16 protein-coding genes are annotated in these 15007 nt (G+C 67.7%); 13 read left to right on the forward strand and 3 right to left on the reverse strand.

What is annotated here, in order from left to right:
* Positions 1 to 56 precede the first annotated feature (56 nt).
* From AC1REM_RS02340 to AC1REM_RS02365, 6 genes are all read left to right on the forward strand, one after another.
* Complete coding sequence (locus tag AC1REM_RS02340; protein ID WP_492513142.1) at positions 57 to 1118, forward strand: M4 family metallopeptidase; 1062 nt, start codon at positions 57 to 59, stop codon at positions 1116 to 1118.
* Positions 1111 to 1428 carry a protealysin inhibitor emfourin gene (locus AC1REM_RS02345; protein WP_492513143.1) on the forward strand — a complete coding sequence of 106 codons (318 nt, stop codon included), beginning with the start codon at positions 1111 to 1113 and terminating at the stop codon, positions 1426 to 1428. The genes AC1REM_RS02340 and AC1REM_RS02345 overlap by 8 nt, the downstream gene beginning before the upstream one ends.
* Before the next feature lie 68 nt (positions 1429 to 1496).
* On the forward strand, positions 1497 to 2216 hold the full coding sequence (locus AC1REM_RS02350) for a ribonuclease H family protein (protein WP_492513144.1): 720 nt from the start codon (positions 1497 to 1499) through the stop codon (positions 2214 to 2216).
* A gap of 72 nt (positions 2217 to 2288) precedes the next feature.
* Entirely contained in the window at positions 2289 to 3200 is a 912-nt protein-coding gene (locus AC1REM_RS02355) for a VOC family protein (RefSeq protein WP_492513145.1), read from the forward strand.
* 42 nt (positions 3201 to 3242) lie between these two features.
* A complete protein-coding gene (locus AC1REM_RS02360; protein ID WP_492513146.1) occupies positions 3243 to 3452 on the forward strand; it encodes a hypothetical protein in 210 nt (69 codons plus the stop codon).
* Complete coding sequence (locus tag AC1REM_RS02365) at positions 3445 to 3912, forward strand: hypothetical protein (protein ID WP_492513147.1); 468 nt, start codon at positions 3445 to 3447, stop codon at positions 3910 to 3912. The genes AC1REM_RS02360 and AC1REM_RS02365 overlap by 8 nt, the downstream gene beginning before the upstream one ends.
* A 6-nt stretch (positions 3913 to 3918) precedes the next feature.
* On the opposite strand, the gene AC1REM_RS02370 is transcribed toward AC1REM_RS02365, so the two are convergent.
* From AC1REM_RS02370 to AC1REM_RS02380, 3 genes are all read right to left on the reverse strand, one after another.
* Positions 3919 to 4617 carry a GntR family transcriptional regulator gene (locus AC1REM_RS02370; protein WP_492513148.1) on the reverse strand — a complete coding sequence of 233 codons (699 nt, stop codon included), beginning with the start codon at positions 4615 to 4617 and terminating at the stop codon, positions 3919 to 3921.
* Positions 4618 to 4798: 181 nt separating this feature from the next.
* A complete protein-coding gene (locus AC1REM_RS02375) occupies positions 4799 to 5776 on the reverse strand; it encodes an SRPBCC family protein (RefSeq protein WP_492513149.1) in 978 nt (325 codons plus the stop codon).
* A 1-nt stretch (position 5777) separates the two neighbouring features.
* Positions 5778 to 6158 carry an ArsR/SmtB family transcription factor gene (locus tag AC1REM_RS02380; RefSeq protein WP_492513150.1) on the reverse strand — a complete coding sequence of 127 codons (381 nt, stop codon included), beginning with the start codon at positions 6156 to 6158 and terminating at the stop codon, positions 5778 to 5780.
* A 151-nt stretch (positions 6159 to 6309) separates the two neighbouring features.
* On the opposite strand from AC1REM_RS02380, the gene AC1REM_RS02385 reads away from it, so the two are divergent.
* The 7 genes from AC1REM_RS02385 to AC1REM_RS02415 are packed head-to-tail and all read left to right on the forward strand — an operon-like array spanning position 6310 to position 14998.
* The gene (locus AC1REM_RS02385) at positions 6310 to 7401 is read left to right on the forward strand and encodes an ABC transporter substrate-binding protein (RefSeq protein ID WP_492513151.1); all 1092 of its coding nucleotides are present in this window, start codon (positions 6310 to 6312) and stop codon (positions 7399 to 7401) included.
* Between the two features lie 7 nt (positions 7402 to 7408).
* Positions 7409 to 8449 carry a FecCD family ABC transporter permease gene (locus tag AC1REM_RS02390; RefSeq protein ID WP_492513152.1) on the forward strand — a complete coding sequence of 347 codons (1041 nt, stop codon included), beginning with the start codon at positions 7409 to 7411 and terminating at the stop codon, positions 8447 to 8449.
* Entirely contained in the window at positions 8446 to 9519 is a 1074-nt protein-coding gene (locus AC1REM_RS02395; protein ID WP_492513153.1) for a FecCD family ABC transporter permease, read from the forward strand. Before AC1REM_RS02390 ends, AC1REM_RS02395 begins: the two co-directional genes overlap by 4 nt.
* Positions 9516 to 10349 (forward strand): ABC transporter ATP-binding protein, encoded by an 834-nt coding sequence (locus AC1REM_RS02400; RefSeq protein ID WP_492513154.1) that lies wholly within the window; start codon positions 9516 to 9518, stop codon positions 10347 to 10349. The genes AC1REM_RS02395 and AC1REM_RS02400 overlap by 4 nt, the downstream gene beginning before the upstream one ends.
* Positions 10346 to 11650, forward strand: a complete 1305-nt coding sequence (locus tag AC1REM_RS02405; protein ID WP_492513155.1) for an enterochelin esterase domain-containing protein — start codon at positions 10346 to 10348, stop codon at positions 11648 to 11650. Before AC1REM_RS02400 ends, AC1REM_RS02405 begins: the two co-directional genes overlap by 4 nt.
* Positions 11651 to 11663: 13 nt before the next feature.
* On the forward strand, positions 11664 to 13481 hold the full coding sequence (locus AC1REM_RS02410) for an SIP domain-containing protein (RefSeq protein ID WP_492513156.1): 1818 nt from the start codon (positions 11664 to 11666) through the stop codon (positions 13479 to 13481).
* Positions 13478 to 14998: an ABC transporter transmembrane domain-containing protein gene (locus AC1REM_RS02415; protein ID WP_492513157.1), complete on the forward strand. Its 1521-nt coding sequence runs from the start codon at positions 13478 to 13480 to the stop codon at positions 14996 to 14998. Before AC1REM_RS02410 ends, AC1REM_RS02415 begins: the two co-directional genes overlap by 4 nt.
* The last annotated feature ends 9 nt before the right edge of the window (positions 14999 to 15007 follow it).

The following is a 15007-nucleotide window of genomic DNA, read 5'->3' on the forward strand; positions in this document are numbered from 1 at the left end:
AGGTCGCGCGGCGTCCCACCCGTGACTTTGTCGGACGCCGCGCGTAGGGTCGCTGCATGAGCGGCGACGGGAGTGCGATGACAGACAGGTGCAGCAGAGGCGTCGTTCCGGGATACTTGCTCGCCAAGCTGGCGCAGTCAGAGCGCTTTCCGAAGGCAGCGGCGGCGGCACGACAGACGCTGGTCGCCGGACGCCCGCCGTTCCGTGCGCGCATCGACCTGTCCATCGATGAGTCCGGTGCGCTGGTCGCCGAGCTCACGGATGCTCCCAACCGCACGGTCTCGGATGCCGCGAACACCGACACGCTGCCGGGCCTGATCGTCCGGGAAGAGGATGATCCGCCCGTCGACGACGAGACCGTCAACGAGGCTTTCGACGGGCTCGGTGCGACGTTCGACCTGCTGCTGGCGGCGTTCACGCGCAACTCGCTCAACGACGCGGGGGCTCCGCTGGACGCGACCGTGCACTACGGGGTCGACTACGACAACGCGTTCTGGGATGGCACGCGCATGGTCTTCGGCGACGGCGATGGCGAGGTCTTCGCCGGGTTCACCCGTTCCGTGTCGGTGATCGGCCACGAACTCGGCCACGGCGTGATCCAGCACACCGCGAATCTCGAGTACCGTAACCAGCCGGGCGCGCTGAACGAGTCGATCGCCGATGTCCTCGGTGCCCTCACCGAGCAGTTCCTCAACGGCCAGACGGCGGAGGAGGCGACCTGGCTGATCGGCGAGGGAATCTTCACCGATGCCGTGCAAGGCCAGGCTCTGCGGTCCATGATCGCTCCCGGAACGGCGTACGATGATGACGAGCTGGGCAAAGACCCGCAGCCGGCGCACATGCGCGATTTCGTCTCGACGACGGAAGACAGCGGTGGCGTGCACATCAACTCCGGCATCCCGAACCGCGCTTTCGCCCTGGCGGCGCGGGAGCTGGGCGGACATGCCTGGGAGCGTGCAGGCCTCGCCTGGTACCGAGCCCTCACCGGCGATCTGAGCGCGACGGCGAAGTTCGCCGATTTCGCTGCGGCGACGATCACCGCCGCAGCAACCATCGATGCCGACACCGAGCGCGCGGTGCGCGCGGCCTGGGCGGAGGTGGGCGTGATCGATGCGTGAGATCGATCCTCCCGATGACGACGCTCCCGTCGTCATCGCGGTGGTGCGCACCGGCGGGATCGCCGGTCGCCGCCGCCAGTGGCGGGTTGCCCCCGACCCCGCAGATGCCACCGACTGGATCGCCCTCATCGACCGCTGTCCCTGGGACGAGCCCCCGGCTGACCCCCGCGGCGCTGATCGCTTCGTGTGGTTGATTCGCGCACGCACCCCCGAGTTCGAACACGAACGCGAGGTCGCCGACACCGAGATCGAGGGGGCCTGGAAGGCCCTCATCGCGGCCGTGCAGGAAGCGCACGCGCACGACCGCTGAGCGGCATCCGCCCCCTTCCCACCCTCGCCGCGCCCGGCAGTGTCGCCCTCGCCCCCTACGGTTAAGGCATGACGATCACCGCCGCCGCAGACGGCTCCGCACTCGGCAACCCTGGCCCGAACGGCTGGGCCTGGTACATCGACGAGTCGAACTGGGCGGCCGGTGGATCGCCGCACGGCACGAACAACCAGGGTGAGCTGCAGGCCGTCATGGAACTGCTGCGCGCGACAGCGGGCGTCGACGAGCCGCTCATCATCGAGTGCGACAGCAAGTATGTGATCGACTCCGTGACCAAGTGGATGCCCGGCTGGAAGCGCAAGGGCTGGAAGAAGGCCGACGGCAAGCCCGTCCTCAACCGTGAACTGCTTGAGGGGATCGACGAGGCGATGCGCGGTCGCCACGTGACATTCGAATGGGTGAAGGGGCACGCGGGGCATCCGTTGAACGAAGCTGCCGACGAGCGTGCGAACGGGGCAGCGAAGGCGTACCAGCAGGAGCGCGAGCCCGCACGCGGTCCGGGATTCACCGCCGGCGGAAGCGCCGCATCCGCGGCCGGGTCCGAGATCGCACCCGCGGAGATCGCCGAGCCAGAGGCGTCGCCCGCTCCCGCCGTCCAGGCGCTGTGGGCCGAACCGTCCGATCTGCTCGCCGACCTCGATGTTGCGCCCGCCGCGGTCGGGCCGATCACTCTTCAGCTCTCCCTCACCGCGGATGAGCACGCGCGTCTTCTGGATCTTGCCGAGGTGCAGGGCGTCGGCGTCGAGGATGCGCTGCGACGACTCATCTGACACGTGCACCCCCTTGTGATCGGCGGCGGATGAGCGCACGCTGAGACGACGTCTGACCGATCGGAGTAGGCAATGTCTCACGCAACGCAGAAGATCGTCCCCAACGTCTGGTTCGACCATGATGCCGAGGAGGCGGGTGCGTTCTACGCGGATGCTCTGCCCTGGACGACATCCGAGATCACGTACCGTTACCCGGCGGAGGCGCCTGACTGGCAGCAGGTTCTCGTCGGCACACCGCTCACGATCGATGTGACGATCGACGGCTACGTCATCACCCTGATCAACGGCGGTCCGATGTTCCGCCCGACACCTTCGCTGTCGTTCATGCTCGGCTTCGACGCCCGGAAGTTCGGGGACGACAGTGAGGCGATGCACGCACAATTCGACAGCACGTGGGCGAAGCTTGTCGAGGGCGGACGGGTTCTGATGGAGGTCGGCGAGTACCCGTTCAGCCCTCGCTACGGATGGGTCGAGGATCGCTACGGCGTCAGCTGGCAGTTGCTTGTCGTCGGGGCGGACTCGGATGCGGGTCCCTTCGTGGTTCCGGAACTGATGTTCTCTGGCGCGATGCAGAACCGCGCCCGGGAAGCGGCGGAGTTCTACGCATCCGTATTCCCCGACAGCAAGGTGGGCTTCCTCGCGGAGTATCCGGAGCAGACGGGGCCGGCGACGGCCGGTGCGGTGATGTTCGGCGAGGTGAAGCTCTCGGGGGGCTGGCTGGCGATCATGGACTCTGCCGTCGAGCAGGATCTGCCGTTCACGCCCGCGGTCTCGCTCGAAGTGAGCTGCGCCGACCAGGCCGAGATCGACCGCCTCTGGGACGCTCTGTCGGCGGTGCCGGAGGCCGAGCAGTGCGGCTGGCTGGTCGACCGGTTCGGTGTGAGCTGGCAGATCGTGCCCGAGAACATGGGCGAGCTCATCCAGCGCGAAGGTGCCTACGCCGCGATGATGCCGATGAAGAAGATCATCATCGCGGATCTCTGATTCTCCCCCTCGGATGCGCCCCGCCGGGCGCACAATGGAGGCATGGCACAGTTCCAGCAGAAGCCCGAAGACCAGCAGAAGCCCTGGGCCGGGTTGCCGGCCGAGCCCTACGACGAGTCGGGGCGGGTCGATGTGCTCCCCGCAGATCTCCTCGTCGACCCGTTCAGCCTGCCCGGAAGCACGGTCGCGTCCACCTCGGTGCCGCTGGTGGTCGAGCTGCCGGATGTCGCGTCCGGACCCGAGGATGCCTGAGTCCGACCCGCACGTGCTCGGGCCGGACTTCTGGCCGACGCCGTTCACTGCGTCCGAGATCCGCGAGGCCAGTCACGGAGGCAAGACCATCCGCCTGCTCGTCGAGCACCCCGACGGCACTCGCACGGAGCGCGTCAACAGCTTCTCCGACGGTGACGATGACGGCGCGCTGCTCACGCAATGGCGGGTCGACGACGACGCGCCAGCCACCGCGCGCCGGGTCACCTGGGTCGAGCTGCAGGGCCACGCAGCATTCCCCCGCGACCGCTCCCAGCGCTCGACGGAGACGATCGACCATCCGCTCGGTCACCTGGAGTGCATCCGCTTCGATGTGCGCTCGCATCCGGATGCTGCACCCGCGACCTTCTGGTTCGCGCTGGCCTTCCCTGGGATGCCCGTGCGCTACGAGACTCCCGTCAGCGGCGGCATCGAGCGCACGATCGTCACCTCGATCGAGTAGCGCACGTCATTCGTGCGAGGACGCCTCTGCCTCGATGACGGCGGTGAGCGTGCGGATCGCATTGTCGCGGTGATCGTCGTGGAGCTGCACGATGCGCTCGGCGTCCTTCGCGCGCGCGGCCTGCAGGATCTGCTCGTGTTCTTCTCGGATGTGCACGCGGTTCGTCTCGCCCGCGTAGTAGAGGGAGCGGTACGCGTCCGTCGCATCCCAGAGATTACGGATCAGCCTGCTGAGGCGCGGCATCTCGGCGAGATCGAAGATGAGGAAGTGAAAGCGACGGTTCGCCGCGGTCATGGCGAGGACGTCGCCGACTTCGCCCGCGACGTCGATGTCGATGCGCAGCTCGTCGAGTTCATCGAGGTCTGCCTTGCCAAGCGAGGGCACACCGAGACGGATGGCCTCTGTTTCGAGGATGCGACGCAGGTGGTAGACCTCGATGAGGTCATCGATGGAGAGCTCGACGACCTGGTAGCCGCGGTGCGGCTGGTAGAGCACCTGGCCTTCGCCCTCAAGGATCTTCAGCGCTTCGCGGATCGGCACCCGGCTGACGCCGAGACGCTCGGCGAGCGCGTCTTGCCGGATGGCTTCGCCCGGGGCGATCTCACGCCGCTCGATGACGCGGCGCAGCTCGTCGAGAACGAACTGCTGAGTGGTCTTCGGACGGCGAGTCGTGGGCTGTTCTGCACCGGGAATGTCGCTGGGCATCAGGACACGCTACGGCGTGATTCCGGAGCAGTCAATATTGGATCCAATGTGTGACGGGAGGACACAACTCGGAGTGCTGGTGGACCGCCTCCCGTTCATAACTCCTCCAATTTTGGGCTCCCTCGCAACAGAATCGACCAACCCCCGAGGGGCCGGCCGATTCTGAAGGAGCTGGTTGCCGCTAGGGCGTCAGCACCGCGCTCTCGAGGCGGGCGTACGACGCCTCCATGCCGTCGGCCATGCCGGTGGCGAGGATCATGTCGCGCGTCTCCTTATCGGGGTACTCGATGAGCACCGTGACAAGCGTGGCCCCGTCCTCTTCGTACAGGTTGAGGTCGTTGAGCGTTTCGACCGGCATGCCCTGCATGCGCTCGGTCGTCACCGCGCGGCGCGGGGCGTCGAACAGCAGCACCTCCCCCTCGAAGCCGAACGGCTCGCCCTCGGTGTCACCCACGGGCGCCCACGAGTTGCGGTAACTCTGGCCGACCTCTGTCGCGGCGATGCACTCCGTCATCTCCCAGCCGTCGGGGCCGAGCATCCACTGCCGCACCAGCTCGGGATCATGGTGTGCACGCCAGACCAGTTCGCGCGGCCCGTCGATGAGGCGGGTGATGCGCACGTGAGTATCGTCGAGCAGTTCGACGCGCGTGCCCTTGCCCTGGGCGTAGTCGCGCAGATCCTGCAGCACGGCGTCGATCTGCGCCATCGCCATCTTCGTTCCCTCGATCGCGCCCATCGCGACCGTCTGCTCCAGCGCTTCGAGCGAGTCGAAGTAGGTCGTGGATGACATGCGCGTCGAGTCACCGTTGGGCGTGAACTCGAACATCATGCGCATGGAGGGGAAGCCCTCCATCGGGGTTCCATCCTCGTTCGCGAAGGCGTCGAGCACCTCGAAGCGGTGCGGGGCGTCGATGGAGAGGAACTCCCACGTTCCCGTCGACTTCTCGCCGCGCGGGCCATTCATCGTGTACTGCGCCTTGCCGCCGGGCGTGTGCTCCCAGGAGGTGAAGGTCGCCGGCCATCCGGGAGGGCCCCAGAAGCGCTCGAGCTGACGCGGATCGCTGTACGCCGCCCAGACGCGTTCCACCGGGGCAGCGAACTCGGCGGTCACCGTCATGGTGAGGTTCTCTTCGTCGGTGACGAAATCGATCACGGGCATGTCACTCTCCTTGCTTGTCGTCGTTGTCGTGCTGTGCCGCTGAGTCGTGGGGCTCGGCGAGCAGGTCATCGAGCCGGGCGATACGGGATCGCCACAGCTCTTCGTATCGGGCGAGAAGCGCCCTGGCGCGGGCGATCATCTCGGGGTTCGCGCGGACGAGCCGCTCGCGTCCCTCGGCGCGCTTGACGATGAGGCTCGCGGCTTCCAGCACGGCGACGTGCTTCTGGACCGCCGCGAACGACATGTCGTAGTCAGCGGCGAGAGTCGAGACGGACTGCTCCTGCTCGATCGTCCGGCGCAGGATGTCACGCCGGGTCGACGCCGCCAGTGCGTGGAACACACGGTCGACCTCCGCTTCGCTGAGTTCTGTTTGTGCAACCATTTGGTTGTACGTTATGCCCGCGTGAACGCCGTGTCAAGAGCCACTTTCCCTCGCCATCGATTTGGCAAGCTTAGCCTTACCTAACTACTCTGAATCCTCGGGTGCCTCCGCATCCTTAGCGCCGCATTCGGCTACACCGAGGAAGAGAATCATGACCCGTACTCGCAGAAAGATGCGCGGAGCTCTCGTGCTCACGGGAACGCTCGCGCTCGCTAGCGCTCTCGTGCTCACCGCCTGCTCATCCCCCGCCCCCGCAACCACGGAGAAGCCGACCGACACGTCCGCCGGCAGCCTCGTCCCCGCCGCGGAAGGCAAGACGACCTACCCCCTCGAGCTCGAATCGCCGTGGGGAACCACGACGCTCGAAGAGCGGCCGGTCCGCATCGCCGCCGTGACCCCGTCGCAGGACGACGTCGAAGCCCTTGTCGCGATCGGTGTCACACCGGCACTTGCCAGCGAGTTCGCGACGGACGCCTGGGTCGAAGAGGCCCTCACCCAGGAGATCCCCGAGCGCTTCAGCTCGGGTGATACGAAGTTCCCGATCGAGCAGATCGCCGCTGCCGATCCGGATCTCATCATCGTCCTCGGTGCCGACGTCAGCGCCGAGTATGACCGCCTGTCCGACATCGCCCCGGTTCTGAGCACTTCGGGAGACAAGGGCGGCGAGTCGACCGTCGCGAACGAGTGGAAGACCAGCCTCACCGCCATCGGCGAGGCCCTCGACCTGCAGGATGCCGCCGCAGCGGCCCTCGCGACGCAAGAGAAGTTCTTCAAGGACTTCCGCGCCGAGCATCCCGAATTCAATGGACTGGCCGCGTCGTACCTCGTCTACTACGGCGCAGAGACGGGTCTGCAGTACCACTCGTCGGAAGGCAGCCCGGCCGGCCTCACGTTTGAGCACATGGGCTTCGCACCCAATCAGAACGCGGCTGATCTCGAGTACCGTGCGACCGTCAGCAACGAAATGCTGTCGACCATCGACGGTGACGTCATCGTCTTCTCCGACAACTCGGACGGCGCATACGGAGAAGTGACGGACTCGCCGCTGTTCCAGGGGCTGGGAGCTGTACGGGACGACCGCCTCATCCTGATCGACAACAAGGCCGACAAGGGAACCTTCGTCATCGAAGGGACCACATACGAAGGCAACCTGCCGTGGGCCCTCGCCCGTAGCGGCCCCCTCTCGTCGACGTGGGCGGCCAAGCAGCTCGCTCCTGCGTTGTCTGCAAAGCTCGGCAAGTGACACTCCGGTGACAACCACGACTCCGACCGCCTCGGCGACCAGAGCGGCGGTGCCCGCGCACAGCCGAAGGCTGGTCGGGGTCGTGCTTCTCCTCGGCGGCCTCGTGATCGCGTGCGCACTCAGCATCGGCGTCGGCGCGAACCCACTGACGCCCTCCCAGGTCTGGGAAGGGCTCATCCACCCCGACCAGAGCGAAGCCTCGATGATCGTGTGGACGGAGCGGATGCCGCGCACGCTGCTGGGCATCCTCGTCGGCATGGCGTTCGGCGTCGCGGGCGCGCTGATCCAGGCGATGACTCGCAACCCCCTTGCCGATCCCGGCATCCTCGGCGTCAACGCCGGTGCCGGGTTCGCGGTGACGGTGGGCGTGGGCCTGTTCGGCCTGTCAGGGGTGTCGGGCTACATCTGGTGGGCGTTCGCCGGGGCCGCTGGCGCCACCGTCCTGGTCTACCTGATCGGATCGCTCGGCGGCAGCACATCCCCCGTCACGATGGTTCTCGCCGGCATTGCGCTGGGCGCCGTCCTCGGCGGGATCACCACCTTTCTAACGCTCCTCGACGAGGACACCTTCCGCTCCATCCGATCCTGGGGCGTCGGCTCTATCGCCCGAACCAATGTGGACGACATCCTCACCGTCGCGCCCTTCATCGCCATCGGCCTCCTGCTCGCTCTCGCGATCTCGGGCTCGCTGAATGCGGTCGCTCTCGGCGACGACCTGGCTGCGTCGCTCGGCACGAGCGTCACCCGCGTGCGTGTCATCGGCGTGATCGCCGTCACACTGCTCGCCGGCGGCGCGACCGCACTGACCGGAGGCATCGCATTCGTCGGACTGATGGTGCCCCACATCGTCCGGTGGTTCACGGGTCCCGATCAGCGTCGCATCATCGTCGGAAGCGCCATCGGCTCTGTCGTCCTTCTGCTCATCGCCGATGTCGTCGGCCGCGTGGTCGCACGACCGAGTGAGATCGAAGTCGGCATCATCACGGCTCTCATTGGCGCCCCGGTTCTCATCGCCCTGGTGCGCCGCCGAAGGGTCAGCGGGCTATGACGGCCTCATCCGTGGATTTCGGCTACCGCACACGACAGGTCCGCACGCGCGTGCTGTCCGGTCGCGTCGGCGTGCAGCTCGCGGTCACGAGCGCCGTCCTGTTCGTGACCGCGGCGGGACTTGCGTTCGCCGCCCTGTTCCTGGGTGACTATCCACTCACGCTCGCCGACGTCACAGCCGCACTGAGTGGGCACGCCGACAAGCTCATCACGATGATCGTCATGGAGTGGCGGATGCCGATCGTGATCGCCGCGGTGCTGTTCGGCACCCTGCTCGGCATTGGCGGCGCCATCTTCCAGTCCCTCACTCGCAACCCCCTCGGCTCACCCGATGTGATCGGATTCGACGCCGGCTCGTACACGGCCGTTGTTCTCGTGATGCTCGTGTTCGGCTCACAGGGCTCCTGGTCCGTCGCCGGCGCATCGATTGCGGGAGGCCTCATCACCGCCCTCCTGGTGTACGTACTCGCCTGGCGCCGGGGGATGCATGGCTTCCGGTTGATCATTGTCGGTATCGCCGTCTCCGCCATGCTCGGTTCGCTCAACGGGTACCTCATCACGCGCGCCGACATCGACGACGCCATGCAGGTCGGTTTCTGGGGCGCGGGGACGCTGAGCCGGGTCTCATGGCCGGTCCTCATCCCCACACTCGCGATCGCCACGGTCGTCGTCGTCGCCACCGTCCTGCTCGCACCCGCGCTGAAATCGCTCGAACTCGGCGAGGACGTCTCGACCGCGCAGGGCACACGGGTCGGACGGTCTCGTCTGGCGCTGCTCGTCGTCGGTGTCGCGACGACGGCGATCGTGACCGCAGCCGCAGGCCCCATCGGTTTCATCGCTCTCGTCGCGCCGCAGATCGCGCAACGCGTCACCCGCACACCGGGGGTGAGCGTGCTGAGCGCCGCAGCCATGGGCGCCGCCCTCCTCAGCGCAGCACATCTGGTCTCCCAGATCCTCACTGTGCTCTATCGCCCCGTTCCCGTCGGACTCCTCACGGTCTGTCTCGGCGGCATCTATCTCATCGTCCTCCTCATCCGCGAGACCCGCGCCCAGACAGGAGCCCTCCGTTGACAGTCGCAGAACCCCCGACGCTCTTCGCCGACGACGTGACCGTCGGCTACGAGAAGAGGACCATCTCGGAGCACCTCACCGTGGGCATCCCAGCCGGGTCGTTCACCGCGATCATCGGCCCCAATGGATGCGGCAAGTCGACGCTCCTGCGCGCGTTCGCCCGAGTGCTTAAGCCGACAGCGGGCGAGGTCCTGCTCGACGGCGAGTCCATCCATGCGGTGCCCACCAAGCATCTCGCCCGTCGCATCGGCCTGCTGCCTCAGAGCTCGATCGCCCCCGACGGCATCCGGGTCGCCGATCTGATCGCACGCGGGCGCTCGCCATACCAGTCGCTGATCCAGCAGTGGCGCGCATCCGACGAGGATGCTGTGCACGACGCCCTCGCCGCGACGCGACTGACCGAGCTTTCGGGACGCCTGGTCGACGAGCTCTCGGGTGGGCAACGCCAGCGGGTGTGGGTCGCCATGCTGCTCGCGCAGCAGACGCCGATCATGCTGCTCGACGAACCGACCACCTTCCTCGACATCGCGCACCAGTACGAGCTCATGGAGCTTCTACGTACCTTGCACCTCAACGGCAAGACCGTCGTCACAGTGCTGCACGATCTGAACCAGGCGGCCCGCTACGCCTCTCACGTGATCGTGATGCACGAAGGTGAGGTGATCGCCGCAGGCCCCCCGAAGGACATCATCACGGCCGAGCTCGTGAACGACGTCTTCGGACTGCCCTGCGTCGTCATCGCCGATCCGGTGACCGGGACGCCGATGGTCGTGCCGCTCGACCCTCACGCCCCGAGCATCGTCTCGATCGACGCGGAGGCGGGCGCATGACCAAGGCATCCCGGTTTCCCGGCGACGAGAAGAGCCTGCGGCTCGTACGCGATCGCGTCGGCCGCGATCACCAGGAGCGCCGACCGGAAGCGCATCGAGTCAACGAGCCGCGCATGGACAGGGTTGTCGGCCCTCTCGAGCGGGCCTGGGGCGATGCTGATGCCAGGCCGACACTGCGCGCTGACGCTCTCGACGGCGCGCAACCGCGCGTCGAGCCACTCACGGACGAACCCGCCATGAGCGTGTGGACGTGGACCATCGCCGACGCCGATGCCAGGTCTGTGCTGCTGTGGACGAATCCCGTGTTCGACCACGCCGACGTCGCCCGCGCCGAGTTCACCCGACTGGAGGAGTCCGATCTCTGGACCATCAGCCTGCGGCTGCCGAGCGCTCTGCGGGCGTCCTATCGGATCGCGGTATGGCGCGAAGAAGGACTCGCACCCTGGCGTCTCACCCAGGGTCGACGACCCGTGATCCTGGCGGCGATGAGCGCGGCGATCGCCGATCCACGGTCTGCAGAGACGATCACCGGTTCACGCGACGAGTGCTCGTCCGTCGCCGCCGGCCCGACCGCTCCGACGCAACCATGGGCATCTCCTGCGAGATCCGGCCGACCGACTGACCAGATCGATCTCCCTACCGGCGATACGGCCTGGATCTATTCCCCCGCGCAGTCGGTTTCCGCCACTCCTCTGCTCGTGCTGTTCGACGGTGCGGTGTGGAACAGCAATCTTCCCGGCATCCTGGACGAGCTGATCGCGGGCGGGGTCCTCCCGCCGGTGCACGTCGCGATGCTCGACGCACGCGACCTCGACCACCGCTGGGATCACGTCGGAGTACCCGCCGGTCAGGTCGACGTGGTCCTCGACCATCTGTTGCCCGCCGTGCGCGCCGGCTGGAACGTCAGCCCGCGCGGCGCCGACACGATCGTGTCTGGCCAGAGCCTCGGCGGTATCGGCGCGCTCTGGACCGTCGCGCTTTCGGCGGGCGAGGCGGGGCACGCGATCGCACAGTCGCCGTCGCTCTGGCGATTCGATGTCTCCGAGGCTCTGCTCGACGCCCCCGAGTGGCATTCGATCGATCTGCAGGCCGGCACATTCGAAAGCGAGATGCTCGCGGATGCCGCGGATCTGACCACCCGACTGCGCAGCGATGCTCGCAGCGCCGAGCGTGACGTCATGCTGTCACCGTTCGAAGCGGGCCACGACTGGGCGGCCTGGCGAGTGAATCTCCTCACCGCACTCCGTCGCATCCTGGCCGCGCCCGACCGCACATCGCGAATGACCGAATCCGCATTCTGAAAGGAACCGCCCCATGGCACGCTCCCTCCGCCCCGAAGCGATGTTCGGCATCACCACCCGTCGGCTGTCCGTGCTCCGTGTCGCAGACGTGACGCCCGGCATGCGACGGGTCACGATCGGCGGCGAGAAGCTCGACGCGCATGTCGCAGAGAACGGCTTCCCCGTCGACGCGTTCCGCTCCACAGGCTGGGACGACGAGTTCAAGCTCATCCTCCCCGACCCGGCGACCGGCGAGTTCACCCCGCCCGCGCAGGCCGAAGGCACGCTCGATTGGCCAGCGGGAACGTTTTCGGACACCCGCACGTACACGGTCAGGCGGTGGGACGAGACCTCGGGCGAAATCGACGTGGACATCGTCAAGCACGGCTCGGGCCCAGCGACGACGTGGGGGTACTCTTGCGCTGTCGGCGACCCGATCCACATCGCCGGCCCCAAGAAGTCGTTCGGAATCCCGGATGTCGAATGGCTGCTCATCGCGGGCGACGAGACCGCGCTGCCGGCGATCGGGCGTCTGCTCGAAGAGCTGCCCGCGGGACGCAAGGCCGATGTCGTGATCGAGGTCGGCGAACGATCTCACATCCAGGATCTGAACACCGACGGCGATGTCTCGATCACCTGGCTGAGCCGCGACGGCAAGCCCGCTGGCACGACGACTCTCATGTTCGATGCGCTGCGCGCGTTGGAGTGGCGCAGTGACGACGTCTTTGCGTGGGTCGCGGGCGAGACACTCACACTCACGCCGATCCGCCGCTGGCTGCGAAACGAGAAGGGCCTGACGAAGGACCGCGTTGAAGTCGCCGGATACTGGCGTCGCGCGGGCGCCGGGGCAGAGGGCACAGCCGAGGGTGCCGCACCCGACGACGACACGCGCGAGCGTCTGCACGAGCTGCTCGAGATCGTTCCGGGCATGGCAATCCGCGTGGCGGCGACTCTCGGGATCTTCGGCATCCTCGGCGAGCGTCCCCGCGTCGCGGACGAAGTGGCGATCGCGGCGAGCGCCGACGCGAATGCCACCGCCCGCCTGCTGCGATACCTGGGCGCACTCGATCTCGTGCGTGCGGATGCCGCCGGTGTCTGGTCGCTCACTCCGCTCGGCTCGGAGCTCGACGACGAGGACGAAGTGCGTCACGTCGATCTGCGTGTCGCCGCTGTCCGGCGCGAGTTGTCCATCGTGGGGTTGCTCGATGCCGTCCGCACCGGTCGCGCCTCGCACGCGGCGACCTTCGGCGCGCCGTTCGACGAGACGGTGTCACGCGACGCGGGTCTCGCAGCGAGCCGCCTGTCGTCGTTCTTCACGGAATGGACCGCGACGCCGTTCGCGCAGGCGTCTCTGCTCGACGACCACACGGACCTGCGGCTGGCCGGTCCCGGTGCTGCCGAGCTCGCCCGGGCTGTCGTCGCGCACCGCCCGCACACGCGCGTTCGCGTGTTGCTGAGCCCGGCGGAAGCCGCTGCCGCCGCAGCCGAGCCCTGGGCCTCCTCTCTTGCTATCGAGGCCGGGGGTCTGCTGGATCGGCGACCCGAGAAGTCTGCCGGTTACGTCCTGGTTTCGGCAGTCAAAGAGCTTCCCGACGCCGACGCCGTGCATGCCCTCGCCGAAGCCTCGGCCTCGACCGTGGACGGCTCCGTGCTGGTGTTCGAACAACTCATCATGCCCGGCGAGCCCGACGAGCATGATCTGGAAGAAGATCTGATCCTGTTGTCGGCGTCCGGCGGCGCGATGCGCACGGCCGAAGAGATCGATGCGCTCGCGGCAGCGGCAGGGCTGCGGTTCGACAGGGCTGTGAACGTGGGCTGGGGCGACGGGCTACGCCGCTACGTGCTCGCATGAACGGCCGCGCCGTCACGCACCTGGGCCGGGGCGAGATCTCCGAGACCCCCATCCCGGTGCGCGACCCGGCTCGCCCGGGTCTTCGCGACGGGCGCCACCTCGTGACGCGTGTCATGTTCGGCGCGCGCAGGTTCGTCTTCCCGGCATCCGCCTCCGTCATCACACACCAGATCGGCGAGGCGCTCGTGCCGGTCATCATGGGACTCGCGATCGACGCGGCGCTGTTGCGGCAAGACCTCGGAGCGCTGCTGTTCTGGCTCGCTCTGCTCGCCGCCGACTTTGCGATGCTGTCGATGTCGTATCGGTTCGGCGCATGGTTCGGCCAGGTTGGCGCGGAGTCCGTGCAGCACCACATGCGCGTGGATGCCGCGGCGCGCCTGCTGCGCGACCCTGCGGCCGCCCCGCCCGGAGCCGCACTTTCGCTCGCCACGTACGACGTTCGACAGGTCGGCATGTCGATCGCCTTGCTCGTCTATCCGATCGGGGCGCTCGCGGCGCTCGTGTTCGGCGGCGTGCTGCTCCTCCTGCAGTCGTGGTGGCTCGGGCTCGCCGTGCTCATCGGCATACCGGTTCTGCTTGTCGCACTCGACCTGCTCGCGAAGCCGCTGCGCCGGCGGGCGGAACGGGAGTCCAAGGCTCTGGGGCAGGCGTCCGCGCAGGCCGCAGACCTCGTCGCCGGCTACCGGGTTCTCGCGGGACTGCATGCACAGCGGGTCGCGGCCGCCCGCTACGTCGGCACCTCCGCGGCGGCACTCGCCTCAGCGCTGCGCGCACGGACTGCCGAAGCATGGATCACAGCACTGATCGAGGCCGGCACAGGGCTGTTCATCGGCGCGGTCGGCGTCGCGGCCGGCATCGCCGCGCTCACCGGCGAACTCACCGTCGGACAGCTCATCATCGTCGTGGGGCTCGCGCAGTTCCTCATCGGTCCGATGCAGGCCGTCGGCACGTTCGCCGCCCCCATCTGGGCGGGCGCCCATGCGAGTGCCGGCAGACTGCACCCCCTGTTCGCGCGTCCGTCCTCTGCGTCGGCACCTGCGGCTGCGGAGAAGCCCTCCAACGCGGCAGAGCTCGTCGTGGTGCGAGGTGCACGCGACGGCACGGCACCGGCCGCGGCGGTGGACGTCCCGCACGATGCGGCGCTCTTCGACGGCACGGTCGGTGAGAATCTGCGCATCGACGACATCCCCGCCGATCGGGTTCGCGCGGCACTCGCTGCCGCCGCATGCGACGACGTCATCGGTGCAGCCGGACTCGATACACCGGTCGGCGCTGGCGGCAGCCTGCTCTCCGGTGGGCAGCGTCAGCGAGTGGCGCTCGCCCGCGCACTCGTCGCCGCGCCACAGGTGCTGGTACTGCGCGAGCCGACGACGGCCGTCGACTCCGTCACCGAGGCACGCATCGCCTCCGCGATACGCGAACTACGCCAGGGACTCACCACGATCGTCCATTCCGACTCCCCTGCCTACACCGCCGTTGCGGATCGGGTCGTCGATGCGTCGGAGTCGGCACGGTGAGCGGGGTGA

Source organism: Microbacterium sp. GW823-FHT02G05, assembly GCF_058797175.1.

Bases quoted from the DNA above. Each gene is read 5' to 3' on its own strand.
- AC1REM_RS02340 (WP_492513142.1), top strand. From the start codon at position 57: ATGAGCGGCGACGGGAGTGCGATGACAGACAGGTGCAGCAGAGGCGTC.
- AC1REM_RS02345 (WP_492513143.1), top strand. From the start codon at position 1,111: ATGCGTGAGATCGATCCTCCCGATGACGACGCTCCCGTCGTCATCGCG.
- AC1REM_RS02350 (WP_492513144.1), top strand. From the start codon at position 1,497: ATGACGATCACCGCCGCCGCAGACGGCTCCGCACTCGGCAACCCTGGC.
- AC1REM_RS02355 (WP_492513145.1), top strand. From the start codon at position 2,289: ATGTCTCACGCAACGCAGAAGATCGTCCCCAACGTCTGGTTCGACCAT.
- AC1REM_RS02360 (WP_492513146.1), top strand. From the start codon at position 3,243: ATGGCACAGTTCCAGCAGAAGCCCGAAGACCAGCAGAAGCCCTGGGCC.
- AC1REM_RS02365 (WP_492513147.1), top strand. From the start codon at position 3,445: ATGCCTGAGTCCGACCCGCACGTGCTCGGGCCGGACTTCTGGCCGACG.
- AC1REM_RS02370 (WP_492513148.1), bottom strand. From the start codon at position 4,617: ATGCCCAGCGACATTCCCGGTGCAGAACAGCCCACGACTCGCCGTCCG.
- AC1REM_RS02375 (WP_492513149.1), bottom strand. From the start codon at position 5,776: ATGCCCGTGATCGATTTCGTCACCGACGAAGAGAACCTCACCATGACG.
- AC1REM_RS02380 (WP_492513150.1), bottom strand. From the start codon at position 6,158: ATGGTTGCACAAACAGAACTCAGCGAAGCGGAGGTCGACCGTGTGTTC.
- AC1REM_RS02385 (WP_492513151.1), top strand. From the start codon at position 6,310: ATGACCCGTACTCGCAGAAAGATGCGCGGAGCTCTCGTGCTCACGGGA.
- AC1REM_RS02395 (WP_492513153.1), top strand. From the start codon at position 8,446: ATGACGGCCTCATCCGTGGATTTCGGCTACCGCACACGACAGGTCCGC.
- AC1REM_RS02405 (WP_492513155.1), top strand. From the start codon at position 10,346: ATGACCAAGGCATCCCGGTTTCCCGGCGACGAGAAGAGCCTGCGGCTC.
- AC1REM_RS02410 (WP_492513156.1), top strand. From the start codon at position 11,664: ATGGCACGCTCCCTCCGCCCCGAAGCGATGTTCGGCATCACCACCCGT.
- AC1REM_RS02415 (WP_492513157.1), top strand. From the start codon at position 13,478: ATGAACGGCCGCGCCGTCACGCACCTGGGCCGGGGCGAGATCTCCGAG.